21 protein-coding genes and 2 pseudogenes are annotated in these 25,396 nt (G+C 69.6%); 11 read left to right on the top strand and 12 right to left on the bottom strand.

Features of this window, described 5'->3' with window-relative positions:
• Positions 1 to 3 precede the first annotated feature (3 nt).
• Positions 4 to 1,665 (top strand): CehA/McbA family metallohydrolase domain-containing protein, encoded by a 1,662-nt coding sequence (locus OP79_RS35290; RefSeq protein ID WP_033326026.1) that lies wholly within the window; start codon positions 4 to 6, stop codon positions 1,663 to 1,665.
• A gap of 77 nt (positions 1,666 to 1,742) precedes the next feature.
• On the opposite strand, the gene OP79_RS35285 is transcribed toward OP79_RS35290, so the two are convergent.
• On the bottom strand, positions 1,743 to 2,903 hold the full coding sequence (locus OP79_RS35285; RefSeq protein WP_033326024.1) for a helix-turn-helix domain-containing protein: 1,161 nt from the start codon (positions 2,901 to 2,903) through the stop codon (positions 1,743 to 1,745).
• A 338-nt stretch (positions 2,904 to 3,241) separates the two neighbouring features.
• Here OP79_RS35285 and OP79_RS35280 point away from each other — a divergent pair, with 338 nt between their 5' ends.
• Positions 3,242 to 3,667, top strand: coding sequence for a peptidase inhibitor family I36 protein (locus OP79_RS35280; RefSeq protein ID WP_033326168.1), 426 nt, complete (start codon positions 3,242 to 3,244; stop codon positions 3,665 to 3,667).
• A 93-nt stretch (positions 3,668 to 3,760) separates the two neighbouring features.
• Here the strand turns inward: OP79_RS35280 and OP79_RS35275 are convergent, their stop codons facing one another.
• The 4 genes from OP79_RS35275 to OP79_RS35260 are packed head-to-tail and all read right to left on the bottom strand — an operon-like array spanning position 3,761 to position 7,561.
• Positions 3,761 to 4,216, bottom strand: a complete 456-nt coding sequence (locus tag OP79_RS35275) for a MaoC family dehydratase (protein WP_033326022.1) — start codon at positions 4,214 to 4,216, stop codon at positions 3,761 to 3,763.
• Between the two features lie 14 nt (positions 4,217 to 4,230).
• Entirely contained in the window at positions 4,231 to 5,745 is a 1,515-nt protein-coding gene (gene menE, locus OP79_RS35270; protein WP_033326020.1) for an o-succinylbenzoate--CoA ligase, read from the bottom strand.
• Positions 5,746 to 5,755: 10 nt separating this feature from the next.
• Positions 5,756 to 6,640, bottom strand: coding sequence for an amidohydrolase family protein (locus OP79_RS35265; RefSeq protein WP_033326018.1), 885 nt, complete (start codon positions 6,638 to 6,640; stop codon positions 5,756 to 5,758).
• A gap of 3 nt (positions 6,641 to 6,643) precedes the next feature.
• A complete protein-coding gene (locus OP79_RS35260; protein ID WP_033326016.1) occupies positions 6,644 to 7,561 on the bottom strand; it encodes an SDR family NAD(P)-dependent oxidoreductase in 918 nt (305 codons plus the stop codon).
• Positions 7,562 to 7,797: 236 nt separating this feature from the next.
• On the opposite strand from OP79_RS35260, the gene OP79_RS35255 reads away from it, so the two are divergent.
• Together OP79_RS35255 and OP79_RS35250 are read left to right on the top strand one after the other, a co-directional pair.
• The gene (locus OP79_RS35255) at positions 7,798 to 8,223 is read left to right on the top strand and encodes a MarR family winged helix-turn-helix transcriptional regulator (RefSeq protein WP_033326166.1); all 426 of its coding nucleotides are present in this window, start codon (positions 7,798 to 7,800) and stop codon (positions 8,221 to 8,223) included.
• 35 nt (positions 8,224 to 8,258) lie between these two features.
• Positions 8,259 to 9,047, top strand: a complete 789-nt coding sequence (locus OP79_RS35250) for an IclR family transcriptional regulator (RefSeq protein WP_078492205.1) — start codon at positions 8,259 to 8,261, stop codon at positions 9,045 to 9,047.
• Between the two features lie 421 nt (positions 9,048 to 9,468).
• On the opposite strand, the gene OP79_RS35245 is transcribed toward OP79_RS35250, so the two are convergent.
• From OP79_RS35245 to OP79_RS35225, 5 genes and pseudogenes are all read right to left on the bottom strand, one after another.
• Positions 9,469 to 11,235 (bottom strand): sulfatase-like hydrolase/transferase, encoded by a 1,767-nt coding sequence (locus OP79_RS35245; RefSeq protein ID WP_033326012.1) that lies wholly within the window; start codon positions 11,233 to 11,235, stop codon positions 9,469 to 9,471.
• 283 nt (positions 11,236 to 11,518) lie between these two features.
• Positions 11,519 to 12,940, bottom strand: a complete 1,422-nt coding sequence (gene tnpB, locus OP79_RS35240; protein WP_245685557.1) for an IS607 family element RNA-guided endonuclease TnpB — start codon at positions 12,938 to 12,940, stop codon at positions 11,519 to 11,521.
• Positions 12,941 to 12,966: 26 nt separating this feature from the next.
• On the bottom strand, positions 12,967 to 13,542 hold the full coding sequence (locus tag OP79_RS35235; RefSeq protein WP_033326011.1) for an IS607 family transposase: 576 nt from the start codon (positions 13,540 to 13,542) through the stop codon (positions 12,967 to 12,969).
• Between the two features lie 264 nt (positions 13,543 to 13,806).
• Positions 13,807 to 14,807: pseudogene (locus OP79_RS49950) on the bottom strand (IS481 family transposase).
• Positions 14,804 to 16,054, bottom strand: a complete 1,251-nt coding sequence (locus tag OP79_RS35225) for an MFS transporter (RefSeq protein WP_033326009.1) — start codon at positions 16,052 to 16,054, stop codon at positions 14,804 to 14,806. Before OP79_RS35225 ends, OP79_RS49950 begins: the two are co-directional and overlap by 4 nt.
• 70 nt (positions 16,055 to 16,124) lie before the next feature.
• Between OP79_RS35225 and OP79_RS35220 the strand changes: the two genes are divergently transcribed.
• From OP79_RS35220 to OP79_RS35195, 6 genes and pseudogenes are all read left to right on the top strand, one after another.
• Positions 16,125 to 16,550, top strand: a complete 426-nt coding sequence (locus OP79_RS35220; protein WP_106972557.1) for a MerR family transcriptional regulator — start codon at positions 16,125 to 16,127, stop codon at positions 16,548 to 16,550.
• 356 nt (positions 16,551 to 16,906) lie between these two features.
• A pseudogene (locus OP79_RS35215) lies at positions 16,907 to 17,557 on the top strand (glycoside hydrolase family 16 protein); the annotation flags it as partial.
• Positions 17,558 to 17,746: 189 nt separating this feature from the next.
• On the top strand, positions 17,747 to 18,679 hold the full coding sequence (opcA, locus tag OP79_RS35210; protein WP_033326158.1) for a glucose-6-phosphate dehydrogenase assembly protein OpcA: 933 nt from the start codon (positions 17,747 to 17,749) through the stop codon (positions 18,677 to 18,679).
• Between the two features lie 60 nt (positions 18,680 to 18,739).
• Positions 18,740 to 19,618 (top strand): phosphogluconate dehydrogenase (NAD(+)-dependent, decarboxylating), encoded by an 879-nt coding sequence (gene gnd / locus OP79_RS35205; RefSeq protein ID WP_033326156.1) that lies wholly within the window; start codon positions 18,740 to 18,742, stop codon positions 19,616 to 19,618.
• Between the two features lie 5 nt (positions 19,619 to 19,623).
• A complete protein-coding gene (locus tag OP79_RS35200; protein WP_033326007.1) occupies positions 19,624 to 20,211 on the top strand; it encodes a histidine phosphatase family protein in 588 nt (195 codons plus the stop codon).
• A gap of 45 nt (positions 20,212 to 20,256) precedes the next feature.
• On the top strand, positions 20,257 to 21,720 hold the full coding sequence (locus tag OP79_RS35195) for a hypothetical protein (protein ID WP_033326006.1): 1,464 nt from the start codon (positions 20,257 to 20,259) through the stop codon (positions 21,718 to 21,720).
• Here the strand turns inward: OP79_RS35195 and OP79_RS35190 are convergent.
• A complete protein-coding gene (locus tag OP79_RS35190) occupies positions 21,707 to 23,503 on the bottom strand; it encodes a bifunctional sugar phosphate isomerase/epimerase/4-hydroxyphenylpyruvate dioxygenase family protein (RefSeq protein WP_033326004.1) in 1,797 nt (598 codons plus the stop codon). The two genes, OP79_RS35195 and OP79_RS35190, sit on opposite strands and share 14 nt — an antisense overlap.
• Positions 23,504 to 23,644: 141 nt before the next feature.
• Positions 23,645 to 24,520, bottom strand: coding sequence for a shikimate dehydrogenase (locus tag OP79_RS35185; RefSeq protein ID WP_033326154.1), 876 nt, complete (start codon positions 24,518 to 24,520; stop codon positions 23,645 to 23,647).
• A 180-nt stretch (positions 24,521 to 24,700) separates the two neighbouring features.
• Here OP79_RS35185 and OP79_RS35180 point away from each other — a divergent pair, with 180 nt between their 5' ends.
• Entirely contained in the window at positions 24,701 to 25,366 is a 666-nt protein-coding gene (locus tag OP79_RS35180) for a TetR/AcrR family transcriptional regulator (protein WP_033326002.1), read from the top strand.
• Positions 25,367 to 25,396: the final 30 nt, after the last annotated feature.

Raw genomic sequence — 25,396 nt, 5'->3', positions numbered from 1 at the left:
CCTATGTCCGAGCAACAACTGCCCAGTTGGGCGGACCCGTCCGTCTCTCCCGCCGCCCTCGATCCGCAGGGCCTCTCCAGACGTCAGCTCATGCGCCGCGCCGGCCTGTTCGGCGCCGCCTTCGCTGCCGGTTCTCTCGCGACTCCCGCAGCCGCGAGGGCCCCCCGGCTCGGCGGTGAAGACCCGCGGCTCGCCTACCTCGTCGGCGACCACCACCTCCACACCGTCTACAGCCACGACGCCAAGTACACGTTCACCCAGGTCGCCCAGGCCGCTGCCGAGTACGGCGTCGACTGGATGGTGTTCAACGAGCACTCCAACTTCGGGCACGCGAAGTACGGCGCGCAGCTGGAGCACGAGGAGATCCTCAAGACACGCGCCGCGAATCCGCGCCAACTGATCTTCCAGGGCCTGGAGTGGTACATCCCGGGCGCCGAGCACTGCACGGTCTTCGCCGCACCGGGCCCGCACGAGGTCGACATCCTCACGAAGTTCGAGCTCGCCTACGACGGCAAGCTGCTGGGTTACACGGCGGGCGGCCCCACCCACCCCGACACGCCCCGCAACGAGGCACACGCCGTCGCGGCCATCAAGTGGCTCGCCGAGCAGCGCCGCAGCGGCTACGTCGACGACGTGCTCGTCCTCGCCAACCACCCACTGCGCCTGGGCATCGACTCCCCGCACGAGATGCGCAACTGGCGGGACGCCGCACCCGAAATCATGATCGGAGTGGAGGGCGCGCCCGGCGCCCAGGGCGGCGGCATCCCCGGCTGGCGCGGTCCGACCTCGATCCGCGGCGAGTACGAGAACAAGCCCTCGGAGAACTCCTGGCCCGGCTATCCCGCCGACGCGTACGTCACGTACGGCGGCTTCGACTGGATGACGGCCACCGTCGGAGGCCTGTGGGACGCCATGCTCGCCGAGGGCAGGCTGTTCACGATCACCACCAACTCCGATGTGCACAGGGTGGTGTTCGACACCTGGAAGAACGGTGACTGGCTCCCCGGCCAGAACTTCGACAACACCGGCCACCTGCCCGACCCGGTCAACACCACCGAGCCCCAGCCCGGCGGCGACTTCTGGCCCGGCCAGTTCAGCCGCACCCACGTGGGCGTCACCCGCTACGGCTACCGGGCGGTGATGGCGGGCCTGCGCGCGGGCCGGGTCTGGCTCGACCACGGGCACCTGCTGGACGGCCTCGACGTCCGCGTGAAGCGGGACCGCGACTTCGGCCGCGGCGTGACGCTAGGCGGCCGTCTGCGCGCACGCAAGGGCGAGAAGCTCACCCTGGACGTGACGGTGACGACCGCCTCCCGCCCCAACTCCCAGGGAGCCCTCCCGGAGTTGGCCCACATCGACGTGATCCGTGGCACGGTACGCGGCCCGGTGACGGACCGAGACGAGTGGCGGGCTCCCGACACAAAGGTCGTCCACACAAAGGACGTATCGGGCCGCAAGGGAACGTACACCCTGCGCATTCCCCTGACAGCGGGCGACGAGTCCTTCTACGTCCGCCTGAGGGGCAGCGACGGCAACCGCAACGGAACGGGCTATCTGGGGGCGGCAGTTGACCCGCATGGCCCGATCCCGCACGAGCCGGGCAACGGCGACCCGTGGGCGGACACGTGGTTCTACTCGAACCCGGTGTTCGTGGACGTAAGTTGAGCATCGAGTTTTCAGGGGCGTGGGGCTGTATCGATACGCAGCTCCACAGCGATGGAGGTCCCCACGCCCCTCACCCCCTACGGCGAGGCGGAGGGGCTCGGACTGAACGCCCGATCACAGTGCGGCCAGTCACTGAAGTCCCGGTCCTGACTCCACAACCGCTTCGCCGCGAGGATGTTCCACTCCGGGTCGAGCGCCTCGCGAGGCGTACCGCCCAGCTCCCGCAGCCGGGCGTCGGAGATCTGGAACAAGCCCCAGTTCCGCGTGCCGTTGGTGTTCGGGAGGATGTGCAGCGGGTCGAGGAAGGACTGACAGTCGGCGATCGCGACCGCGCGGTCCGGTGCCTCGGTGAACACCTCCCGGATACGGCGCCGCACCTCGTCCTGCGACCATGTGGCCAGGCGCACCTCTGACTCGTAGAGCGCCTTCTTCGTGGCGTCGCCGACCACCCCGTTGGCGGGCTCGATCCCCGCGTACACCTGGAAGGCGGTCACACGGCGCAGTGTCTGCGGTCCGAAGTCACCGTCCAGGCCGATGACCGCGCCCTTGCCGTGCAGCAGTTCCTGTATCTCGCGGACGCACGCGTCGTGCTGGCCCATGGCCACCACCTCTCGGCACGCGGAGGTGAACAGGAGCCGGGCGTCCTTCTTCTGCAGGACCTCGGCGCTCGCGGCGCCACCGCCGCCGCCGCCGCCGTCCTCGTCCGAGCCCGGCGACGGCAGAGTCAGGGCCAACACGCCGAGAAGCAGCACCAGGCCGACGGCCATGCCGACGCGGACCCACCGACGGCGCCACCCTACGGCCCCGGAACCGTCCGAGGGCTCCCGCGCCATGTCCGCGGTGTCACCGTCCGCGCCGTTCCCAACGCCGAGGTCAACGGGCTCCGGCAGCCCCGCGACCGGCTCCGGCAGCCCCGCGACGAGTTCCGGCGCCTCCGCGACCGGCTCCGGCAGCTCCACGACCCGCTCCGGCGGTTCGGCCTCCGGTTCCCGGGCGGCGTCCGCCAGGGCCCAGAGCTTGTGCAGCGTGCGCAGCTCCTCCGGAGCGGCACCGCAGGCCACCGCGAGGCGGTGCACGGTGCCGTAGTCCTGCGGGACCGAGGTCCCCGAGCAGTAGCGGTGCACGCTGGAACCGCTCGCTCCGGCCTTTGCGGCGAGAGCCGCGTAACTGAGTCCCGATCTCTCCTTGAGCGATCGCAGGCAGGCTGCGAATCGCTCGGACTCCGTGCACGAAGACACGGGGGCCCCCTATTTTCTTTTCGGCCGTGGTGAACGGCGGTGCTGTACGTAGATGAGAGGGCGCCCCGGGTTTCCCCCACCCGGTCCCCGCGCCCGGCCACACTGTGCCAGAAACATCCCCGTCACAACTCGGCCAACTCCAGCCACTTCTGGAACGGATGACGGCGTCCGTTTCCACGTGTCCCAGCGCCGTCCCAGCGCCCTGAGGACGCCGCAGGCAGGACGCTGGGACGCCGTCCCAGCGTCCCACCAGCCAGGATTCCCTTGTTCCGGCCCGTCCCCGTTGCCAGCCTCGGGTCGTCACAGAACGAACCACCCCCCTCAGAGGAGACATGCTCGTGGCCCGATTCGTGCCCCAGATCCTGCGCAACCGTCCGACGGCCGCCGCGTTCGCGATGAGCGTCGCGGCGGTCGCGTCCTTCGCCCTGCCGGCCTCCACCGCCCAGGCGGCTCCCGCCGCGGTCGACTGTCAGAGCGGGGACGTCTGCTTCTGGACCGGCCCCAACTTCACCGGCAGCAAGTGCAGTTGGAACGAGGCCGACATGGACTGGCGGGGCGGCAGTGTGCGGTGCTCCTGGTCTGCCACGCACAACGTGAAGTCCGTCTGGAACGCGGGCACGTCATCCCGCTTCACCGGCGTCGTCTACTACAAGGGCGCAAACGGGGACGACCGCGCCGGCTGCACCCGTCAGCAGCACGGCGGCAACCTGGCCGGCACCTACAAGCTCCGCTCCCACGAGTGGACCACCGGCCGCTGCGGCTGACCCGGCAAGCGGCGACAGCGCGAAGGGGCGCGGGGTACTGCGGACCGGCACATCCGGTCCGCAGTACCCCGCGCCCTTCTTCGGCTACGGCACTCAGGCGTAGAAGCGGGACAGGCTCTGCAGCACGGCCGCAGGCTTGGCGCCACCCTCGATCTCGATCGTGCCGTCGACGGTGATCTGCACCCCGCCCGGAACGTCCTCGACCGACGCCAGCTTCCCGACCAGCCGGATCTTCGAGCCCACCTTCACCGGCGACGGGAAACGTACCTTGTTCAGCCCGTAGTTGACCTTCGTCGAGACGCCCTCGACGTCCAGCAACTCGGTGAACAGCGGGATGAAGAGGGAGAGTGTGAGGTAGCCGTGGGCGATGGGGGCGCCGAACGGGCCCTCCTTGGCGCGCTCGGGGTCCACGTGGATCCACTGGTGATCCCCGGTGGCGTCGGCGAACGTGTTGATGCGCTCCTGGGTGACCTCGATCCACTCACTGGTACCGAGGTCGCTCCCCGCAAGCTTCTTGAGCTCGTCGATGCCGTTCACGGTGATGCTCATATGCCGTTCCTTAACTAAGAGTTGGAAGAGTCGGTCCCGTACCGCTTACGGACCCGGGACTTCAGCAGCTTGCCGGAGGCGGTGCGCGGGAGTTCCTCCGCGAGTACGACCGACTTGGGGATCTTGTACTTGGCCAGACGCCCGGCCAGGGAGGCGAGGACTTGGTCCGGGTCGAGCTCCACGTCCTCCCGTGGCACGACGACCGCCCGCGGCACCTCGCCCCACTTGTCGTCGGGCACGCCGATGACCGCGCACTCGACGATGTCCGGATGAGCGAGGAGCAGGTCCTCGATCTCGGCGGGATAGACGTTCTCGCCACCGGAGATGATCATGTCCTTGATGCGGTCGACGATGTAGGCGTAGCCGTCCTCGTCGACGCGGGCCGCGTCCCCGGTGCGGAACCACCCGTCGTTGAAAGTGGCGGCGGTCTCGTCCGGCAGCCCCCAGTAGCCGGGCATGACGTTGGGCCCACGGACGACGACTTCGCCGGTCTCGCCGACCTCGACCGGCGCCATATCGGGCCGTACGACACGGACGTCGGTGAAGAAGTGCGGCACGCCGGCCGAGCCCGCCTTGCTGGTGGCGTGCTCGGCGTCCAGGAAGAGCGTGCCGGGCGACGCTTCGGTCATGCCGTAGCCCTGGAGGAAGGTGAGCCCGCGCTCCTGGTACTTGGCGATCAGCGGGGTCGGTACCGGTGAGCCGCCACACGTCAGGATCCGCAAGCTGGACAGATCGGCCTCAGCCCAGCGCTCGTGCCGCGCCACCTGGTCGAACATCGTCGGGACGCCGAACATGAAGGTGATCCGGTGCCGTTCGATCAGGTCGAAGGTGGCGTTCGGGTCGAAGGCCTCGACCAGGACGCAGGTGCCGCCCTTGAGCAGGACCGGCAGGGTGAGCATGTTCAGGCCGGCCGTGTGGAACAACGGGGCGGAGACCAGGGCGCGTTCTTCGGCGATCAGGTCGTGGTCGATGAGGACGTTGATCGCGTTCCAGGTCAGGTTGCCGTGGGTGAGCATCGCGCCCTTGGGGCGGCCGGTCGTCCCCGAGGTGTACATGATGATGCAGGTGTCGTCGGCGCCGACGGGCTGGTCGATCGGCTCGGCGGACGCCCCGGCGATCAACTCCTCGTAGTCGGCGCCGACTTCGACGTACGAGCGCACATCGGTACTGCCCGGCATTCCGGCCACGAGCCCGGCATGGGAGGGCCCGTAGACGAGCGCCTTGGCGCCCGAGTCCGCGAGCTGGTAGGCGATCTCGGGCCCCGCGAGACGGGTGTTGAGCGGCACGAAGACCGCGCCGAGCGTGCCCGCCGCGAACAGCGTCTCCAGGTACGAGGGGTGGTTGGGGCCGAGGTAGGCGACCCGGTCGCCGCGGCGGATGCCGGCCGTGCGCAGGGCGTGTGCGAGGCGGGTGGTGCGCTCGTACAGCTCGGCGTACGTCACCTCGGTGTCGTGGTGGATCAGGGCGGTGCGTCGGGGAGTCTTGCGAGCCCGGCGTGCGGGCCACGACCCCAGTCCCTCATTGCGCATCGGTAGCCCCTTACGGCTTCGTCAGTCCGAGCAACCGGGCCGCGTTCTCCTTGAGGATCTTCGGCCTGACCTCGTCCTTGATGGGCAGCTTCTCGAAGTCCGCGAGCCAGCGGTCCGGGGTGAGGACCGGATAGTCGGAGCCGAACAGCACCTTGTCCTTGAGCAGCGTGTTCGCGTACTGCACGAGCTGCGGCGGGAAGTACTTCGGCGACCAGCCGGACAGATCGATGTGCACGCCCGGCTTGTGTGTGGCCACGGCAAGGGCCTCGTCCTGCCAGGGGAAGGACGGATGCGCCAGGATGATCTTCAGGTGCGGGAAGTCGGCGGCGACGTCGTCCACGTGCAGGGGGTTCGAGTACTTGAGCCGGATCCCGCCCCCGCCGGGCACTCCGGCGCCGATACCGGTCTGCCCCGTGTGGAACAGCGCGATCGTGCCGGTCTCTTCGATCACCTCGTACAGCTCGTACGCAACAGACCGGTCGTTGGGGAAGAAGCCCTGGATGCTGGGGTGGAACTTGAACCCCTTCACCCCGTACTCCTCGACCAGGCGGCGGGCCTGCTTCACACCCGCCTTGCCGCGGAAGGGGTCGATGGAGGCGAAGGGGATCAGCACGTCCGGGTTGGCTGCCGCCGCCTCGGCGACCTCCTCGTTCGCGATGGGCTCGGTGCCGGTCGCGGACTCGGCGTCGACCGTGAAGATCACGGCGGCCATCTTCCGCTCGCGGTAGTACGCGGCCGTCTCCTCGATGGTGGGCTTCCGCTTGCCCTCGACCTTGAAGTAGGCGGAGGACGCGTCGTGCAGATCGTCATCCAGCGAGGACTTGCCCTTGGAGGAGACCTCGGCGTGCGTGTGGACGTCGATCGCGACGAGTTCCTCGACGTTGAGGTTCGTCATGGTTCACGCCTCCGGGAACTTCGGCGCGGGAACGCCCACGGTCTCGGGCTCGGCGCCCAGCGAGGTGGACCAGGTCTCGGCGAGGGTGTCGGGGGCCCAGCCACCGTCGGCGTACGACGCCTTGATCTCCTGCGGATGCGACCACAGGGACACCTTGTCGCCGCCGATGCCGATGGCCTGGCCGGTCACCTCGCGGGCGGCCTCGGAAGCGAGGAACGGAATCAGCGCGGCGCAGTCCTCGGGGGTGCCGAAGCCCTCGCCCTTGCGCAGGAAGTCCGGCAGCGGCTCGCCGCGCTTCATGGCCTCGACGTAGGGGGCGAAGGCCGGGATGGTCTCGGTCATCGCGGTGGCGGCGATCGGCACGATCGCGTTGACGGTGATGCCCGAGCGGGCCAGCTCCATCGACCACGTACGGGCCATGGCGGCGATACCGGCCTTCGCGGCGGAGTAGTTCGTCTGCCCGAAGTTGCCGCGCTGTCCGGCCGGGGAGCCGACCAGGATCAGGGTGCCGCCCTCGCCCTGCTCGCGCATGCGGATGGCGGCGGCGCGGGCGCAGGTGAAGGTGCCCTTGAGGTGGGTGGTGATCACCGCGTCGAAGTCCTCGTCAGTCATCTTCCACAGGACCCGGTCCCGGAGGATGCCCGCGTTCGTGACCAGGATGTCGAGGCGCCCGAACTCCTCCACGGCGCGGGCGACGAGCCGGTCCGCGGCCTCGGACGTACCGACCGGGACCACCTCGGCGACCGCGCTGCCACCGGCTGCGGTGATCGCCTTGACGGCCTGCTCGGCGACGGCCTCGTCCACGTCGTTGACGACCACGGAGGCGCCTGCGGCGGCGAGAGCGTGCGCGTAGGCGAGGCCGAGGCCACGGCCGGAGCCGGTGACGACGGCCACCTTGCCGGTGAGATCGATGCTGGGCACGACGGGGTCCCTTCGAGAAGCGGATGCGGCTGCGAGTCGAGTCAGAGCTGCGGCTACGAGATCGAAGCTAAGGACAATAATTGTCGACGTCAATAGTTGTTGCGAGCCGAGTCGTGCGCCATGCTGTGAGCACCACGCACACCCCGCCCCCGTCCGGGGCCTCGACCAGGGAGCCCGCCATCGCCGGCCAGCAGCACGCGACCAACCCCGACGCCATCGACGCTCAGGAGCCATGGATGCGCGGGCTGCACTCGGACACCGGCTATCTGCTGTACCGGATCGGTCTGCGCTCGGGGCAGCTGTTCAACGCGTTCCTCCAGGAGTCCGGGCTACGGCTGCGCCACTACGCGCTGCTGCGCTACCTGACCACGACCGAGGGCGCGCTCCAGCGGGAGCTGAGCGCACGCCTCGGCTACGACCCGAGCGCGATCGTCGGCCTGGTCGACGACCTGGAGAAGCTCGGTTTCGCCGAGCGCCGCCCCTCGCCGGACGACCGCCGAAGCCGGATCATCGTCCTGACCGAGGACGGCCGGGCGTTCCTGCGCGACTCCCACGAAGCGGGGCGGCGCGCGACGAACGCCCTGCTCCACCCTCTCGACGCCACCGACCGGGACACGCTGCACACGCTTCTGCAACGGATAGCAGAGTCCGAACTCGGCTGAGCCGTGGACGAGTTGAGATGAGCCGGGAGGAACCGATGACCGTACGCTCGGCGCCCGACCGCCTCCTCTCCGTACTCTCCGCCTTCGACCACGACCACCCGGCGCTCTCCCTCACCGACATCAGCCGCCGGGCCGGACTCTCCCTCACCACGGCCCACCGCCTGGTGGGCGCACTCAGCGAGTGGGGCGCCCTGGAACGCGACGCGGCCGGGACGTACCACGTGGGCCTGCGCCTGTGGGAGGTCGCGGCACTGGCACCCCGCGGCCTGGCCCTGCGACAGATCGCGCTCCCGTATCTCGAGGACCTGTACGAGGCCACACACGAAAACGTGCAGATGGCGGTGCGGGACGGCGACGAGGTCGTCTACATCGAGTGGATCTCCGGGCGCTCGGCGGTCGGCGTACACATCCGGGTGGGCGCCCGCTGGCCACTGCACGCCACCGGGGTCGGGCTCGCGCTCCTCGCCTACAGCGACGCGGCGTCCCAGGAGGCGTACTGCGCACAGCCACTGGCCGTCTTCACCCCGCACACCATCACGAACCCGGCCACCCTGCGCCGCGTACTGGCCGAAGTGCGCCGCTCCGGCGTGGCGGTGAGCAGCCGCCAGGTCACCGAGGACGCCCTGTCGGTAGCCGCCCCGGTCCGAAACGCGGACGGCTCCGTCATCGCGGCCGTCTCCGTCGTGGTACCCGAACGCAACGCCCAGGTACCGGCATTGATCCCGGCAGTACGACTCGCGGCCCGCGGCATCTCACGCGCACTGGGCTGGCAGCCGGAGCCGGACAAACAGCCGACCCGAGCCGCCCCTGCCTCCGGCGGTTGAGCAGGGCGCCTACGGGGGTGGTGGGTTCGGTTCGTGGGCGACTGCGGGTGCGTCGTGGCTGGTCGCGCAGTTCCCCGCGCCCCTAAAAAGCCTGCGACTGCCCGAGCCCAAAAAGCCAAAGCCCGCGCCTTTCCGCGCCCCGAAGACCCTGCGCCCCGGGAAAGCCCGCACCCCGACGAAACCCGCGCCCTGCCCTCCGGCGGGAGGGGTCGTGGGCCGGTGCGTCGTATGCCCGTCGCTTAGGTTCTGCCTCGGAGAACCAGGGCCTTGTACCAGGCCAGGGTCGTACGCCCGCCCTGCGACGGGCTGACGCACCGGCCCACGACCCCGCACCCACCACCCACCCAGGGGCGCGGGGAACGGCGCGACCAGCCACAACGAACCCGCAGCCACCCAACCGCCGGAGGCACCCCGCGGAGCGCTAAGCCGCAGTGTTGACGCTCGCGGCGTACGTCACCGGCGCCCCCGCATGCCGCGCCGTGCCCACGCAGCTCAGCCAGCCGTCCCCGGAGGTGGGCGTGACCGTCCACCGCGCGGTGAGCCTGCCGCCCGCGACGACGAAGTCCGCGTTCACTGGGCCGAGCGCCTGCACGCTCCAGTCCCCCGGGGCCCGGAGTTCGAGCCCGGCAGCCGTCCACGGCTTGGCGGAGCCGTTCGCAAGCGTGGCCGTCACGGTGAACGCCTCGCCGCGCGCAGCGACATCGAGCGAAACCCCGAACGGCTTGCGCTCGTACCGGTCCACCCACGACGAACGCATCAGCCGCACCAGCGCGTCGGCCTCGGCGGGCCGCTTGCCGGCGATGTCGTCCCGCTCGCCGGGGTCCCTGGCGAGGTCGTACAGCTCGACGTCCCACTGGTCGTCGGGCGCGCGACGGTCCTGGCCCGGCGCGAACCGCACCGCCTTCACATCGCCGCGCCGCAGCGCCTCGGCGAGCTGCCGGCCCCGGCCCCGGTCGATGGCGTTGGCGCCCGGGGACTGGCCGTTGTGGTTGCGGTAGAAGTACAGGTGGTCGTGGCGGGCGGTGTCCGTGCCGCCGCGCAGCAGCGGGGCGATGGACAGTCCGTCGATGTCCGCAGGGGCGGGCGCGCCCGCGAGCTCGGCGAGGGTCGGCAGCAGGTCGGTGAGCGGGGTCGGCCGGTCCGTGGTGCCGGACGCGACGTGCTTCGGGGACCAGGCGATGAGCGGGACGCGGATGCCGCCCTCGTACAGATTGCGCTTGATGCCGCGCAGTCCGCCGCTCGCACCGAAGAGTTCGGGGTCGGTACGGCCCTCCTCGTGCGGGCCGTTGTCGCTCGTGACGATCACGACGGTGCGCTGCGCTATGCCGAGGGACTCCAGCCGGTCGGTGACCTTGCCGACGAGGGCGTCGAAGTTGCTGACCTGGGCGGCGTGCAATTTGTTGGGCCGCGACCAGGGACTGGCGCCGTACGCCCCCATCTCCGGCGCACGGCTCGGCGCGTGCGGCAGGGTGGGCGTGAGACAGAGGAGGAAGGCCTCGTCCTTGTGCGCGTCCATGAAGTCGAGGGCGCGGGCCTCGAGGAGGTCGGGGGCGTAGGCCCGTCTCGCCCCGCCCTCGTTCTCCGGGATCTGCTCCCGCTCGTCGTTCCGCCACAGGTACGTCGGGTAGTAGTCGTGCGCGTGCCGGTGCGCGATGTAGCCGTAGAACTCGTCGAAACCACGGGCGTTGGGGTGGCTCGGCTGGTTCGGCTCCTCGGGTCCGAAGCCCCATTTGCCGATCAGTGCGGTGCGGTAGCCGCGGGCGTGCAGGGCCTCGGCGAAGGTGAAGTCGCGGTCGGTGAGAGGGGCCTGGCCACCGGGCCCCCACGGGTTCTCGCGCACGGTCGCATGGCCGCTGTGCAGTCCGGTGAGCAGGGAGCAGCGCGAGGGGGCGCAGACCGGGGCCGCCGAGTAGGCGTCCGTGAAGCGCAGGCCCTCGGCGGCGAGGGCGTCCAGGCGCGGGGTGCGGATCAGCTTCTGGCCGTACGCTCCGAGCTCGCCGTATCCGAGGTCGTCCGCGAGGATCACCACGAAATTGAGCCCGTTCGCCGGGGGTTGGGCGGCGGGCACGACAGGGGCCTGCGGAAGTGCGTCGGTGGCCGGGGTCGTGGCCGACTCGCAGGCCGTGGCCGCCCCTGTGACGCCGAGCGCGACTGCGGTCCCGGCGAGGAAGCGACGGCGGCTGGGCATACGTGTTCTCCTGTGCGTGGTCAGTGAGCGTGGTGTGCGGCGTCCGTGGCCCATGAAGAAGATGAGGAAATGGACACTCGGGCCACAACGCGGCACACGGTAGGAAGTCAGAAACGGCCTGAAGGTTCCCACCATGTGCGGCTCGGCTTGATTTTTTTGATGCACGGCTCGATCGCGCCGTCTGATTCGCGTCTCGTGGCTCGTTCCTTCTGCTCCACGCCGTTGCCGAGACCGTAATCAGATCTCAGCAATCCGGGCCTTACGGTCCGGATGGTCCGTCACATCACCAAAGCGTGAGGGCTTCGGCTTGGGTACGGTCTCTCGCTTCCTCCCGCCGCTGGTGCGGCAGGGTTGCGCCACCTGCCCGCCCCGTCCCGGCCGTGCGGCCGGGACGGGTGGTGCGGGTCTTACGGTCGGCTCCACAAGGCTTCGACGCCTTGACGGCGTCCAGGTCTCCGGCCACTCCGGTACCTGTTGTTGCGGCCGCTGCGAGGGCGGCGAGGTTGTGTGCTGCGTTCTCGTCCCGGTCCATCACGAGCGGGCATGCGTCGCAGTCGAAGACTCGGACGTGCAGCGGCAGCTTGGCTTTCACCGCGCCGCAGTTCGAGCAGGTCTTGGAAGAGGGGTACCAGCGGTTGGCCACGATGGTGTGGGTGGCGTTGCGCCGGCCTTTGTAGGTGAGCTGGCGGCGGATCTCCCCGAATCCGGCGTCGGCGATCTTCCGCGCGAGGCGCCGGTTCTTGAGCATGCCGGCGACGTTGAGGTCTTCCACCACGACGGTGCCGTACTCGGCCCGGATCTTGGTGGTGAGCTTGTGCAGGGCGTCCGCGCGCTGGTTCGCCACCCGGTGGTGCACCTTGTTGCGTTCGCGGTCGGCTTTCTCCCACCGCTTCGAAGGTTTGTGTCCGGTGCGCCGGTCGGGGCCCTGCCGTCGGGAGACCCGGCGCGAGTGCAGGCGCAGCAGTTTCAGGGAGCCGTCCAGGTGCTTGGGGTTCGGCTCGTAGCGGATCTCCCCGGCGCTGTCGGCCATGACCGCCAGGTGCTTCACCCCGAGGTCGATACCGACCGCCACGTCCGGGCGGGCGACGCGGACCAGGTCCCGCTTGACCTCGGTCTGGAAGGAGACGAACCAGCGTCCGCGTTCGTGCCGCACGGTCACGGACAGGATGCGGGCGGTCCCGGCCGCGATGCGCTCACGCAGGGCGTCGGCGCGTTCGTGCACACGGATCGTGCCCAGCCGGGGCAGGGTGACGTGACGGCCGTCCGGCTCGACGCGGATGGCGCCGGTGGTGAACCGGCAGGCCAGGCGCGCCTTCCGCTTCGACTTCCGCCGCGGCGCGCCCACAGGCTTGCCCTTGCGCTTGCCGTTCTTCGACTTGGCGTAGTTGTCGAACGCGGCGGCGGCGTTGGCCAGACCGGTGCTGTACGCCTCCTTGGAGTTCTCCCCCCACCAGCCGGCGAACCGGGGGTCGGTGCGTTTGGCCTCGTTGAACGCCTTCCGCAGCGACGGGAGCGACCACGGCCGCCACGGCGTCAACTCCGCCTCGCCGATCCCGTAGGTCGCCTCGGCCGCCCGCTGCGCCCACGAGGCCCGCACCCACGACACCGCCCAGTTGTATGCCGCGCGCGCCGCACCGCAGTGCGACCTGAGCGCCTGTTCCTCAGCGGCGTTTGGATCGAGGGCGAACCGGTACGCCTGCACCACGAAACCAGGCTGTGGCTGGAATTTCTTCACCCGGCGGCCTCGCTGGTCATCACGGCCGCGGCGCGCGCGGCGCGGTTCTTCGCGGCCCTGCGCCCGTACCGGCGGGCGCACATCGAGGTCAGTACCTCGGTGATGTCCCGCACCAGATCGTCCGTGGTCTCCTGCGGATCGAGGACCACCAGGCGCCGCCCGGACGCCGACAGGGCTGCTTCGAGGTGCTCGACGCCGAAGCGCGCGAGCCGGTCGCGGTGCTCCACCACGATCACGCCGGCCTTCGGGTCGGCGAGGACACGGTGCAGCTTTTGACGGCGTCCGTTCAGCCCGGATCCGACCTCCTTCACGACCTCACCCACAGCGAGGCCCACACGGTTCGCGCCCTCCACCACGCGAACGGCCTGCCGGTCGAGGTCCGCCTTCTGGTCGACGGAGGAGACCCGGCAGTACGCCACCACCCGCTCCTGCGTCGAGGCGGGCCCATCGTCAACGAGCCAGGTACCAGAGGCGGTCTGGCGGACGGGGACCGGCATCGTGCCGTTCTTCACCCACCGCCAGGCGGTCTGGTAGCTGACGCCCTGCTGACGCGCCCACTCAGAAAGCTTCACGCTCTGAGTATATATGACTACAGAAGTCTACAAATGACTATGTCTCACGGAACAAACGCCACCCGGCGCGCCCACTGATCCACATGGACGACATCCCTCTCGCCGACGAGGACGTGCGCCGGGGTCATCGGACACAGGGACGGACTGGGCCGCCGAGCCTGGTGGTCCCCGAGTCCCCTGCGCCGCGCCCACGACCGCATCGGCCTCCATGAGGAGGCGGCGGCCCCGCCTCCTCAGCCTCAACTGACGAAACGGTCCTGACAGTTAGTTGTAGGAGGCCATGACGTTGCTGACGCCTTCGCGTAGCCGTGATGCCGGCGGTTGCCCGTTCGCTGTGCTGTGGAGGTGGCGGTAGTCGTAGTGGATGTTCCAGGCCGCGAGGGCTTCCCGGCGTTGGTTTTCGGATGTCCAGGTGCGGGCGTAGAGGAACTCCTCGGAGATGATCCGGTTGTAGCGCTCTACTTTCCCGTTATGCCGGGGCGTGTATGGAGTGATCCGTTGATGTCGTGTCCCCAGGAGAGCCCGGGCGAACGCGTCGGCTCGGTAACAGGCACCGTTGTCTGTGACTATCCGCTCGTTGTGGGTGATGCCGTGGGCGGCGAACCAGGCTCGTACTCGGTGCATGAACGCGATCGCGGTAGCGGCTTTCTCGTCCGGGAGGGCTTCGGTGTAGGCGAGGCGGGAGTAGCTGTCGATCGCGGAGTGGAGGTAGACGTAGCCGCCGCGCTTGGTCTTCCTCTTCGAGCGCTCGGCGTCTTTCGCCTTGGCGCTTCCGGTCCGTGGACGCGCCAGCCACCGCCGTCGGGAACCCTGCCGACCTTCTTCACATCAACGTGCACCATGTGGCCAGGCCGCCGGGCGACGATCTTCTGTGGTTCACGGTTGGTGTCGCCGCTCGGGTCGATGAACTTGCGCCTGTTGAGTCCAAGGTCGGCCAGGCGGCGGCTGATCGTGCGTCGGGAGACCTGGGTCTGATCTGCTGCGAGTTCGTGGGCGATGCGGGCCGCTGACCGCTTGTCGGTACGCCGCATCTTTTCGATTCTCGCGACCATGTCGGGCGCGGTCGCAGTCGGTTGGCAATGTGGCGTCGAGCTTCTGTCGTGTAGCCCAAGCTCGTCGTGGTGGCGGTAGCGATTGGCCCACTTCGATGCGGTCGCTCTGGAGATGCCCATCTCTGCGGCGACGTGCGCGATGGGCCGAGTGCGGCAACGTTTGACCAGACGCCGGCGTCCTTCAACGCTCAAGGGTGCGTTGGCGTGTGTCATGGCGTGGCCTGAGTGTTGCGGAATGCGTGGTGTCGGGCCCCTGCGACGATGAGCAGGCTGACTGCCCCGAGGGCGGCGGCTGACACGGCGACCACGGTGACGCCCGAGCTTTGCAGCAGGAGACCACCGATGATGCCGCCAAGGGCCATCGCGGCGTTCCAGAGGGTGACGAGGACCGCTTGCGCGGTGTCAGCGGCAGCGCTGCTGCGTCGCATTCCGGCTTGTCCGGCTGCGGTTTGCAGCAAGGTCGGGGCACCGCCCCACCCCAGGCCCCAAAGAACAGCGGCGGCCCAAACGATCGCGTGTGTTGTGGTGACGGCAAGAGCTGCGGTGGCGAGAGTGAACAGCACCGCGCCGGTGACCATCAGAGCCCGTAGCCGGCGGTCGACATGGCGTCCGACGTACCAAATGCTCACCAGGCATGCGGCACCGAAAGCAAGGAGAACCGCGTCGGTCGCTGACCCGAGCCCGGCGTGCTGTAGGTAGGGAGCGATGTAGGCATAGATGATCGTGTGCCCGAGAACGAACGTCGTGACCGTGACCATGATCGCCGCGACACCGGGCACCGCCAGGGTCTGCCGCAGGGGCGACTTCGCTGATTCCGGTGCGGGGTCCGAACGGTCGATGTCAGCCTGGTCAATGGCGGGTTGTCCCACGCCGGGGACGGACACGCTGATCCAGCCGATGACGGCAAGAGTGACCAGGGAGACAGCGCCAAACGCCGCCCGCCATCCCACCTGTTCACCGATCAGCGTGCCGGCCGGAACTCCCAAGGACAACGCCACAGGGATCCCGGTCATCGCCACTGCGATGGCGCGGCCTTCCAAGCCGGCAGGTGCGATACGACGGGCGTAGCCAGCGAGGATCGCCCACGCCAGACCGGCGGCCACGCCGGCGAGGAACCGGCCCGCAAGCAGGACGACGTATCCCGGTGCAGCCGCAGTCAGCGTGTTGGCCACCAGGAAGACGGCCATGGCGCCGAGCAGCAGTGGTTTCCGCGGAACAGATGCTGTCGACGTGGCGAGCGGGATCGCGGTCAACGCCGTACCGGCCGCATAGACGGTGACGGCCTGGCCGGTAGCACCCGAACTGGTGCCTAGTGAGGCCGACATCTCGGGCAGCACACCGGCGGGCAGAGTTTCGGTCAAGCTCGTGATGAAGACAGCAGTCCCCAGTGCCAACAGCGCCGACCATGGCAGGCCGACCTGTCGCGTACGAGACTGCGTGTCAGAAGACGTGGTGGTCATGGCCCGAATCTTGGAACCTTCACATAGATGTGATGGTCAAGTCGAGGTGCGCCGAGTAGTTTCGGCGGGTGTGAGGATCGGTGAATTGTCGCGACTGACGGGTGCGTCCCGTCGGCTACTTCGCTACTACGAGGAGCAGGGGCTGATTGTCCCGGATCGGGGCGCGAACGGGTATCGGGAGTATGACGACCGCTACGTGGACCGGGTCAACCAAATCCGCGGCCTGCTGGATGCGGGGCTCCCCACTCGCATCATCAAGCAGATCCTTCCGTGCCTGGACAAACCTCGATCGATCCACTTTCCCGATGCAACACCGGAGATGCTGGCCTTGCTGGCCGCCGAGCGGGACCGGCTCACCGAGCGGATCGACGTACTCATCCGCAACCGTGATGCGATGAGCGAGTACCTGACTGAAGTCGGACAATGCCGAGCGCTGGCGCCTGGCAGCTCTCACGGAACACCGAACTCCCCGTCGGTGGTGTCAGCAACGTCATGACCCGCAACAGTTAGTCCCAGCCCTGCCCCGATTTCGCCCGGCCCCGCGCCGGCCCGGCCCCGGTCCCTGCGACCGGGGCCTTCACCGTCCGGGCGCCCACTCCTCCCTCTCGTTCAGGGCGTGAACTCCGCTCCCCCGCAAGCACTTTCTCTGCTTTATCTCTTGACGACTGGAGTGACAGGGAGCACATTGTCCGGCGCGGCTTCATTGAGAGCGCTCTCAATGAAGGCCCCCCCCGCTTCTCCACCCGCACCCGCACCCCCCACCGTGAGCGAGGCACCCATGAGTGGATCTCACAGCAAGCGCAAAACTCGCCGGCAATGGCTCATCGCCGTACTGAGCACGCTGGGCCTGGCCTCGACGGCAACGGCAACCTCCGCATCACGCCCCGCCGCGACGCCTCCGGCAACTGGACCTCCGGCCGCATCGAGACCAACCGCACCGACTTCGAGCCGCCCGCCGGAGGCAAGCTGCGCGTCGAGAGCCGGCTCCAGACGCCGAACGTCACCGGTGCCGCGGCCAGGGGTTACTGGCCCGCGTTCTGGATGCTGGGCGAGCCCTACCGCGGCAACTACCAGAACTGGCCGATGGTCGGCGAGCTGGACATCATGGAGAACACCCAGGGCCAGAACACGGTGTTCGCCACGATGCACTGCGGCACCGCCCCGGGCGGCCCCTGCAACGAGAACACCGGCATCGGCAGCTCCACCGCGTGTCCCGGCGCGGCCTGCACGGCCGGCTTCCACACGTTCGCCATGGAGTGGGACAGGTCGAGCGACATAGAGGAGATCCGCTTCTACGTCGACGGCGACAACTACCACACGGTGCGCGAGAACCAGCTCGACGCGACGACCTGGACCAACGCCACGGACCACGGCTTCTTCATCATCCTGAACGTCGCGATGGGCGGCGCCTTCCCGGACGCGTTCGGCGGCGGCCCGGACGCCGCCACCGAGCCCGGCCACCCGATGGTGGTCGACTACGTGCAGGTACTCCAGTCAGCCGGCTGACACCAACGCCACCTCCGGAAACCCCCCACAAGGGGCGGGCCGAACGGCCCGCCCCTTCTCCGTGTCCGCGCACGGTCTCCGGTCGGGAATCCCCGGGCGCCGCGCGTGGTTGATCCCACGCGGTCGCCATGTCGCTGCACGACAATGGAGATCCAGGACGCGAAACGGACGGAGCTGGCGCAGGCCATGAAGATCGACCTGACCGACACCACGGCAAGCAAGATCAACAAGGCTCTCGTGCAGGGCCGCCGCGCCATCGGCACCCCAGCCGTGGGCATGGTCCTGACGATGATCATCGTGACGGACGAGGAGAACGCGTACGACTCGATCAAGGCGGCCGAGGAGGCCTCGCACGAGCACCCCTCGCGCACCCTGGTCGTCATCAGGCGCGTCTCCCGCACGCCCCGCGACCGCACGAAGTCCCGCCTCGACGCCGAGGTACGGGTCGGCGCGGACGCGGGCACCGGCGAGACTGTCGTGCTCCGGCTGTACGGGGAGGCCGGCGACCACGCCGACTCGGTGGCCCTCCCGCTCCTGCTGCCGGACGCACCCGTCGTCGTGTGGTGGCCCGTGAATGCTCCCGAGGTGCCCGCGAAGGACCCGCTGGGGGCGCTGGCCCAGCGCCGGATCACGGACATGTACGCCGTCGAGGCCCCGCTCGTAGCCCTGGAGCAGCGTGTGGCCTCGTACGCGCCCGGCGACACCGACCTCGCCTGGACCCGGCTGACGCCGTGGCGCTCGATGCTGGCCGCGGCTCTCGACCAGGCCCGTACGGAGGTGATCTCGGGGGCCGTCGAGAGCGAGGCCGACAACCCGAGCGCCGAGCTGCTGGCCCGCTGGCTTGAGGCCCGACTGCGGGTGCCGATCGAGCGCGTGGTCACGCCCGGCCCTGTCGTCACGGGTGTGCAGCTCGGCACCATGAACGGCGAGATCCGTATCGACCGCCCCACGGACCCGCTGGCCACCCTCTCCCTGCCCGGCCAGCCTGCACGCACCCTCGCCCTGAAGGTCCGCCCCACCTCCGAGCTGATCGCCGAGGAACTGCGCCGCCTGAACGCGGACGAGATGTACGCGATCGCCCTGCGCGGTGGCGACAGGGCGGGAAGCGCCCGTGTCTGACAGACCGTCCGCGATCAGCGGCCACCGCAGTTCAGGAAGAAGTGGAAGGGCATGACAGCGATGAAACTGGGCCTGATCGGTCTCGGCAAGATGGGCGGGAACATGCGCGAGCGCATCCGCCAGGCCGGGCACACCGTCATCGGCTACGACCGTGATCCCGAGCTATCCGACGTCGGCAGCCTGACCGAACTGGTCGCCGGGCTCGAAGGCCCGCGCGTGGTCTGGGTGATGGTCCCGGCCGGCGGCCCGACCCAGTCGGTCGTCGACGAACTCGGTGATCTGCTGGAAGCCGGCGACACGGTCGTCGACGGCGGCAACTCCCGCTGGACGGACGACGAGAAGCATGCCGAGGAGCTGGCGGCGAAGGGCATCGGCTTCGTCGACGCGGGCGTCTCCGGCGGTGTGTGGGGCCTGGAGAACGGTTACGCCCTGATGGTCGGCGGCGACAAGGAGCACGTGGACCGGCTCCAGCCGATCTTCGAGGCGCTCAAGCCGGAAGGCCCGTACGGCTACGTCCACGCGGGCAAGGTGGGCGCCGGGCACTTCTCGAAGATGGTCCACAACGGCATCGAGTACGCCATGATGCAGGCCTACGCCGAGGGCTGGGAGCTGCTGCAGGCGGCCGACTCCGTCACCGACGTACGCGAGATCTTCCGTTCCTGGGAGCAGGGCACCGTCATCCGCTCCTGGCTGCTCGACCTGGCGGTCAACGCCCTCGACAAGGACGAACACTTGGAGCAGCTGCGCGGCTATGCGGAGGACTCCGGCGAGGGCCGCTGGACCGTCGAGGCGGCCATCGACAACGCGGTGCCGCTGCCGGCGATAACGGCCTCCCTCTTCGCTCGCTTCGCGTCCCGGCAGGACGACTCGCCGCAGATGAAGATGATCGCGGCGCTGCGCAACCAGTTCGGCGGTCACTCCGTCGAGTCGGCGAAGTAGCGGTCATGGGCGACCTTCTGCTGGTCCGCCACGGCGAGACCGAGTGGAGCCGGAGCGGGCAGCACACCAGCTGGACGGACCTGCCCCTCACCCAGCGCGGCGAGGAACAGGCCAAGTCCCTCACTCCGCTCCTGGCGACCCGGGCCTTCGCGCTCGTCCTCACCAGCCCGCTCGGCCGCGCGGTGCGTACCGCCGAACTCGCGGGCCTGTCCGGGGCCGCAACGGACCCGGACCTGCACGAGTGGTACTACGGCGCCTACGAGGGCGTCACCACCACCGAGATCCACCGCACCCGTCCCGACTGGGACCTGTGGACCGACGGGACGCCGACCGGCCCGGACGGGCACCCGGGCGAATCGCCCGAGCAGGTGGGCGAGCGCGCCGACCGAGTGCTGTCGCGGGTCGCCCCGGTGCTACCCGAAGGTGATGTGCTCCTTGTGGCTCACGGCCATTTCCTGCGTGTGCTGACGGCCCGCCGGCTGGGGTTGCCGCCGTCCGACGGGCGGCTGTTCCGGCTGGAGACGGGGACGCTGAGCCGGCTGTCGACGGAGCACGGGTGGCCGGTTGTCGCGGAGTGGAACGCCAGGGCGTAACCGGTGAGTTGACACCTGCCGCGGACCGCGTCAGAGTCCGCGCTGATGGAGATCAACGATCTGACGGCGGCCGAGGAGCGGGTGTGGCGGGCGTTTTCCCGCGGGGAGTCCGTGGACTTCCGCGCCGGAACCGACGAGGACGTGGCGGCCGGGGCCGGCTGGGGGCCGGAACGGACCGTACGCGCGGCCGTGTTGCGGACGCTCCTTATCAACGGCCCTCAGGAGGACGGCGAGATAGCGTCGCTCGGTCTCGCGGGCGCTCGTGTCACCGGGCTGCTCGACCTCCAGCACGCCACGGTCGACCACCCCGCCCAGCTGCGGCACTGTTACTTCGACGAGGTTCCGCGCTTCTACGCCTGCCGGCTCCGCGAGCTGAACCTCAGCGAGTCCGTTCTGCCCGGGCTCACCTCTCACGCCGTGCAGGTGGAGGGCGTGCTGCGGATGACCCGCTCCCGGTTCCGGGGGCCCGTGCGGCTCGGCGGGGCGCAGATCGCGGGGAGCCTGTACATGGAGAGCGCCGAGTTCAGCGCGCCGGATGCCGCGGAGCCGGTGCTGCAGCTCAACCAGGCGACCGTCGGCGACGACCTCCATGCCCCCGGACTGAAGGCGTACGGGGAGATACGGCTCAACGGCGCCACCGTCAACGGCTCGGTCAATCTCACAGACGCCCGCCTCTGCCGCCCCGGCCAGGTGGCCCTGGACGCCGTGACGCTCGGCGTGGAAGGCGACCTCCTGCTGCGGCAGGTGGACGTCGAGGGATGGATCGGGCTGCGGGGCGCCCGTGTCGCCGGCCGCCTCGACCTGTCGTACGCGCGTCTGTCGAACCCCGGCGACATGGCGCTGCGGGCCTCCAGTTGCACCGTCGGGGAACTGTGGCTGCGCAGGGGCGAGCCTCTGGACGGCGGCCTCAACCTGCGCCGGGCCCAGGTGGAGGTCCTGTTCGTGGAGCCGGAGAAGCTGCCGGACACGGTCCGTCTCGACGGTCTCGTCTATACGACCCTCACGCCCCACGAGCCCGCCGAGCGCCGTCTGCCCATGCTGGAATGCGACGACGACGCCTATGTCCCGCACGCCTACGAGCAGTTGACCGCCGCCTACCGCCGTATCGGCGACGAGGACGCGGCCCGTCTCGTTCAGCTGGCCAAGCAGCGCCGCCACCGGCGCACGCTTCCCTGGTACGGCCGCCTCTGGGGCCAGGTCCAGGACGCGACCGTCGGCTACGGCTTCCGCCCGTTGCGCGCCGCGGTCTGGCTGCTGTCGCTACTGGCGGTCGGCTCGGTCTCGTACGCCCTGCACCATCCGCCGGCGCTGAAGCCGGACGAGGCCCCGCCCTTCAACCCGGTCTTCTACACCCTCGACCTGCTGCTCCCGGTGATCTCCTTCGGCCAGGAGGGCGCGTTCGCTCCGAAGGACGGGTACCAGTACCTGTCGTACGTTCTGGTCCTCACCGGCTGGATCCTGGCCACGGCGGTCGTCGCGGGCGTGACCCGGACGGTCAGCCGCCAGTGACCGCCTTCGCGGCGTGCTGCGCCGCCAGACGTACGGGCGCGTTCTGGGCGCCGTACCCCCGATAGCCGGCGTCGCGCTGGACCAGCTCGAAGAAGACGCGGCCGACGGTGTGGGTGTAGCAGTGCCGGAAGACACCGTGCGCGTCCCGGTCGTAGAGGATGCCCAGCTCGCGGTACGTCGCCAACTCGGCTTCGCTGAGGTCGAATCGGGCCGCGAGGTCGTCGTAGTAGTTCCCGGGGATCGGCAGCAGGTGGCCTCCGGCCTCGCGGAAGCGGCGGGCCGCGGCGACCACGTCGTCCGTGGCCAGCGCGATGTGCTGGGCGTGGACCGTGTCGTCCGTCGGGGCCGCGCCGACGGTGAGGGCGATACGGACGCTGCCGTCGGCGTTGGTGACGGCGCGGCTGCGCAGCAGACCGTACGGGTCGGCGACGTCCACGCTCTGCTGCGCCTCCAGTCCGAGGACGCTGCGGTGGAAGAGGGCCGCCTCGTCGAAGTGGTGCCAGGGCTGGGTCAGGGCGAGGTGGTCGATGCGGTGCACGTTCGGGGCTTCCGCGGGGTGCTCGAGGTCCTCGAAGTCGGTTAGCCAGTTGGGGAGTTCGGGCCGGTTCGTGGCGCAGAAGAACAGCTCCGTGCCGTCGGGGGCGGCGACCGCGTCGAGGGCGACGTCCTGTGGTGCGCGACGGCGCGGCAGTACCGGTGCCAGCAGGGCCTCGGTGCGCCGGGCCGCGCCCGCCGGGTCGGGTGACTCCAGGCCGAGCGCGGCGAGTCCGGTGCGGTCGCGGCGTCCGGCCGGTCCGGTGTTGACCAGGATGCGGGCCTCGCCCTGCTGCCACAGGTCGACGGGTTTGCCGCGGTGTCGTGCGGTGCGGGCGAAACCGAGCGCGCCGAGCAGCGCCGCGAGGGGTTCCGCGTCGGGCGTGACCAGTTCGGCGAAGGCGACGCCGGTGGGGACGACGGGCGCGGGCAGCGACGCCACTCCGACGCTCTCCTGCAGGACAAGAAGGGAGCGGCGGGCATCCACCGCGGTCGGACCGGCCTCGGCCTGCCGGAACACGTCGTTGAAGATTTCCAGCGAGAGCGGACCGTCGTAACCGGTGCGCAGCACATGACGCAGCAACCCGGCGACGTCGAAGCCGCCCTGGCCGGGAAAGCAGCGGTGGTGGCGGCTCCACTGCAGGACGTCCATCGCGAGCAGCGGGGCGTCGGCGAGCTGGAGGAAGAAGATCTTCTCGCCGGGAAGGTCCTCGATGCCCTTGGGATCGGAACCGCGCGCGAGGATGTGAAAGCTGTCGAGGCAGGTGCCGAGCGCGGGGTGGTCGGCCTCCTCGACGATGCGCCAGGCATGGTCGTACGTACTGACATGCCGGCCCCACGCCAGTGCCTCGTATGCCACACGCATGCCGAACTCCTGCGCCAGTTCGGCAAGTTGGCGCAACTGCCGGGCGGCGAGCGCGTCGTCGTCCACGGCGAGCGGCGACACACTGGAACACACCAGCACGGTGTCGGCCCCGAGCCGCCGCATGAGCTGGAACTTACGCTCGGCCCGCCGCAGGTTGCGCTCGAACTCGTCCTCCGGCACTGCCTCGATATCGCGCATCGGCTGATAGAGGTCGATGCTCAGACCGAGGTCGGCGCAACGGTCGCGGATCTCCTCGGGCGTGAGGGGACTGGCGAGGAGGTCGTTCTCAAAGATCTCGACACCGTCGAACCCGGCCCGAGCGGCAGCAGTGAGCTTCTCGGTGAGGGAGCCACTGAGGGAGACGGTGGCGATGGAAGTACGCATTCGTAGTACTCCTTGGAGGCTTCACAGTTCTGGCGGTGCTTTTGCGCCGCCGTTCAGGGGGCGCCCCGTCAGGGGCGCGGGGAACTGCGCGACCAGCCACGACCGACCCGCAGCCGACATACAGCACTATCCGCACGGCGCTCAGTCACGGACACTCACGGCCCCGGCCAACTCAGCAATATCCGCCAGCATCCGCGGAGCGTCCGGCTCCCGCCCGGTGAACAGCCGAAACGCATCGGCAGCCTGAAAGACAGCCATCCCACCCCCGTCCAGCGCGGCGCAGCCAACCGCGCGAGCGGTGCGCAACAGCTCCGTCTCCAGCGGCCGGTACACAACCTCGGCCACCCACAGCCCGGGATGCAGCAACCGAGCCGGAAGCGGCAGCCCCGGATGAGCCGCCGTACCCGTGGGCGTGGCATGCACGATCCCATCGGCATCGGCAAGCAGCGCGGCCAGCCGATCCGGTGTCGCGACGGCGGCGCGACCGTCACCGAAACGCCGGTTCAGCCCAGCGGCCAGCGCGACCGCACGTTCCGGCAGTGCGTCCGTCACGGTGACGTGCCCCGCGCCGAGCGTGAGCATGGCGTGCGCGACGGCGGCACCCGCGCCGCCCGCGCCCAGCTGGACGACCCGCTCCAGCCGCGCGTCGGGCAGGCCGCGGGCGAAGGAGGCGGCGAAGCCGGTGACGTCCGTGTTGTGGCCGACGGCCCGGCCGTCCTTGAAGACGACGGTGTTGACCGCCCCGAGTGCCTCGGCCTGCGGGTCCAGCGCGTCCAGATGCTCGATGACGAGCCGCTTGCAGGGATGCGTGATGTTCAGCCCGTCGAAGCCCAGGTCGCGGGCGGCCCGTACCAGGTCCCCCACCGCCTCGGGCGGGACACCGAGGGCGTCGATGTCGATGATCCGGTAGAGATAACGCAGGCCCTGACGGTCGGCCTCCCGCTCGTGCAGCGCCGGGCTGAGCGAGGGGCCGATGCCGGAACCGATCAGTCCGACGAGATACGAGTCCTTGGACAGCACCGGGGACCTCCTGAGCGTGAGCGGGCAGCTCACTAATGTACGAACTAGTACGTTAGCTATACCAGCATCGCGGACTCCCGGAAAGCCCCCGGCCCACGATCCGCCCGCCCCCGCACGAAGGCCTGGTTCTACAATCTCCGGCACGGCACCTCGCCGGAAGGAACCCGAAGGAACCCGATGACCAGCGTCAAAGAACCGGCACGACCGAACGGCCGCATCCGCGACGCCGCTCGCACCAGGGCCGAAATCCTCGACGTGGCGACTCACGAGTTCGCCCGGGCCGGGTTCACCGGGGCCAGGGTGGATGAGATCGCCGCCCGGACCCGTACCACGAAGCGGATGATCTACTACTACTTCGGCGGCAAGGAGCAGCTGTTCACGGCCGTGCTGGAGCGGGCGTACAGCGTGATCCGGCAGGCCGAGCAGCAGTTGGACGTCGAGCACCTGGACCCGGTCGCGGCCATCCGCCGGCTCGCCGAGCTCACCTTCGACCACCACGAGGCGCACCCCGACTTCATCCGCCTGGTCAGCATCGAGAACATCCACGAGGCGGAGCACATCGCCGCCTCCGCCGAACTGGGCGAAATCGGCTCGCCCGCGCTCGACGTGATCGGCCGCATCCTGGCGGCGGGACGTGAGTCAGGCCTGTTCACGGCCGATGTCGACGCGGTGGACCTGCACGCGATGATCAGCTCGTTCTGCTTCTTCCGGGTCGCCAACCGGCACACCTTCGGCGCACTCTTCGGCCGCGACCTGGTCGCCGCCGACCAGCGGGAGCACTACCGGAAGATGCTCGGCGACATGGTCATCGCGTATCTGACCGCCGACCGCGCGACGGACTGAGGACACAGAGCCAAGCGGGAAAGATCCTCC

The organism is Streptomyces yerevanensis (assembly GCF_000716805.1).
Taxonomy (GTDB): domain Bacteria; phylum Actinomycetota; class Actinomycetes; order Streptomycetales; family Streptomycetaceae; genus Streptomyces; species Streptomyces flaveus.
The sequence above is the reverse complement of the archived record's forward strand: the minus strand, read 5'-3'. Positions and strand labels throughout refer to the sequence as shown.

Bases quoted from the DNA above. Each gene is read 5' to 3' on its own strand.
- OP79_RS35290 (WP_033326026.1), top strand. From the start codon at position 4: ATGTCCGAGCAACAACTGCCCAGTTGGGCGGACCCGTCCGTCTCTCCC.
- OP79_RS35275 (WP_033326022.1), bottom strand. From the start codon at position 4,216: ATGAGCATCACCGTGAACGGCATCGACGAGCTCAAGAAGCTTGCGGGG.
- menE (WP_033326020.1), bottom strand. From the start codon at position 5,745: ATGCGCAATGAGGGACTGGGGTCGTGGCCCGCACGCCGGGCTCGCAAG.
- OP79_RS35265 (WP_033326018.1), bottom strand. From the start codon at position 6,640: ATGACGAACCTCAACGTCGAGGAACTCGTCGCGATCGACGTCCACACG.
- OP79_RS35255 (WP_033326166.1), top strand. From the start codon at position 7,798: ATGCGCGGGCTGCACTCGGACACCGGCTATCTGCTGTACCGGATCGGT.
- OP79_RS35250 (WP_078492205.1), top strand. From the start codon at position 8,259: ATGACCGTACGCTCGGCGCCCGACCGCCTCCTCTCCGTACTCTCCGCC.
- OP79_RS35245 (WP_033326012.1), bottom strand. From the start codon at position 11,235: ATGCCCAGCCGCCGTCGCTTCCTCGCCGGGACCGCAGTCGCGCTCGGC.
- OP79_RS35225 (WP_033326009.1), bottom strand. From the start codon at position 16,054: ATGACCACCACGTCTTCTGACACGCAGTCTCGTACGCGACAGGTCGGC.
- opcA (WP_033326158.1), top strand. From the start codon at position 17,747: ATGAAGATCGACCTGACCGACACCACGGCAAGCAAGATCAACAAGGCT.
- gnd (WP_033326156.1), top strand. From the start codon at position 18,740: ATGAAACTGGGCCTGATCGGTCTCGGCAAGATGGGCGGGAACATGCGC.
- OP79_RS35200 (WP_033326007.1), top strand. From the start codon at position 19,624: ATGGGCGACCTTCTGCTGGTCCGCCACGGCGAGACCGAGTGGAGCCGG.
- OP79_RS35195 (WP_033326006.1), top strand. From the start codon at position 20,257: ATGGAGATCAACGATCTGACGGCGGCCGAGGAGCGGGTGTGGCGGGCG.
- OP79_RS35190 (WP_033326004.1), bottom strand. From the start codon at position 23,503: ATGCGTACTTCCATCGCCACCGTCTCCCTCAGTGGCTCCCTCACCGAG.
- OP79_RS35180 (WP_033326002.1), top strand. From the start codon at position 24,701: ATGACCAGCGTCAAAGAACCGGCACGACCGAACGGCCGCATCCGCGAC.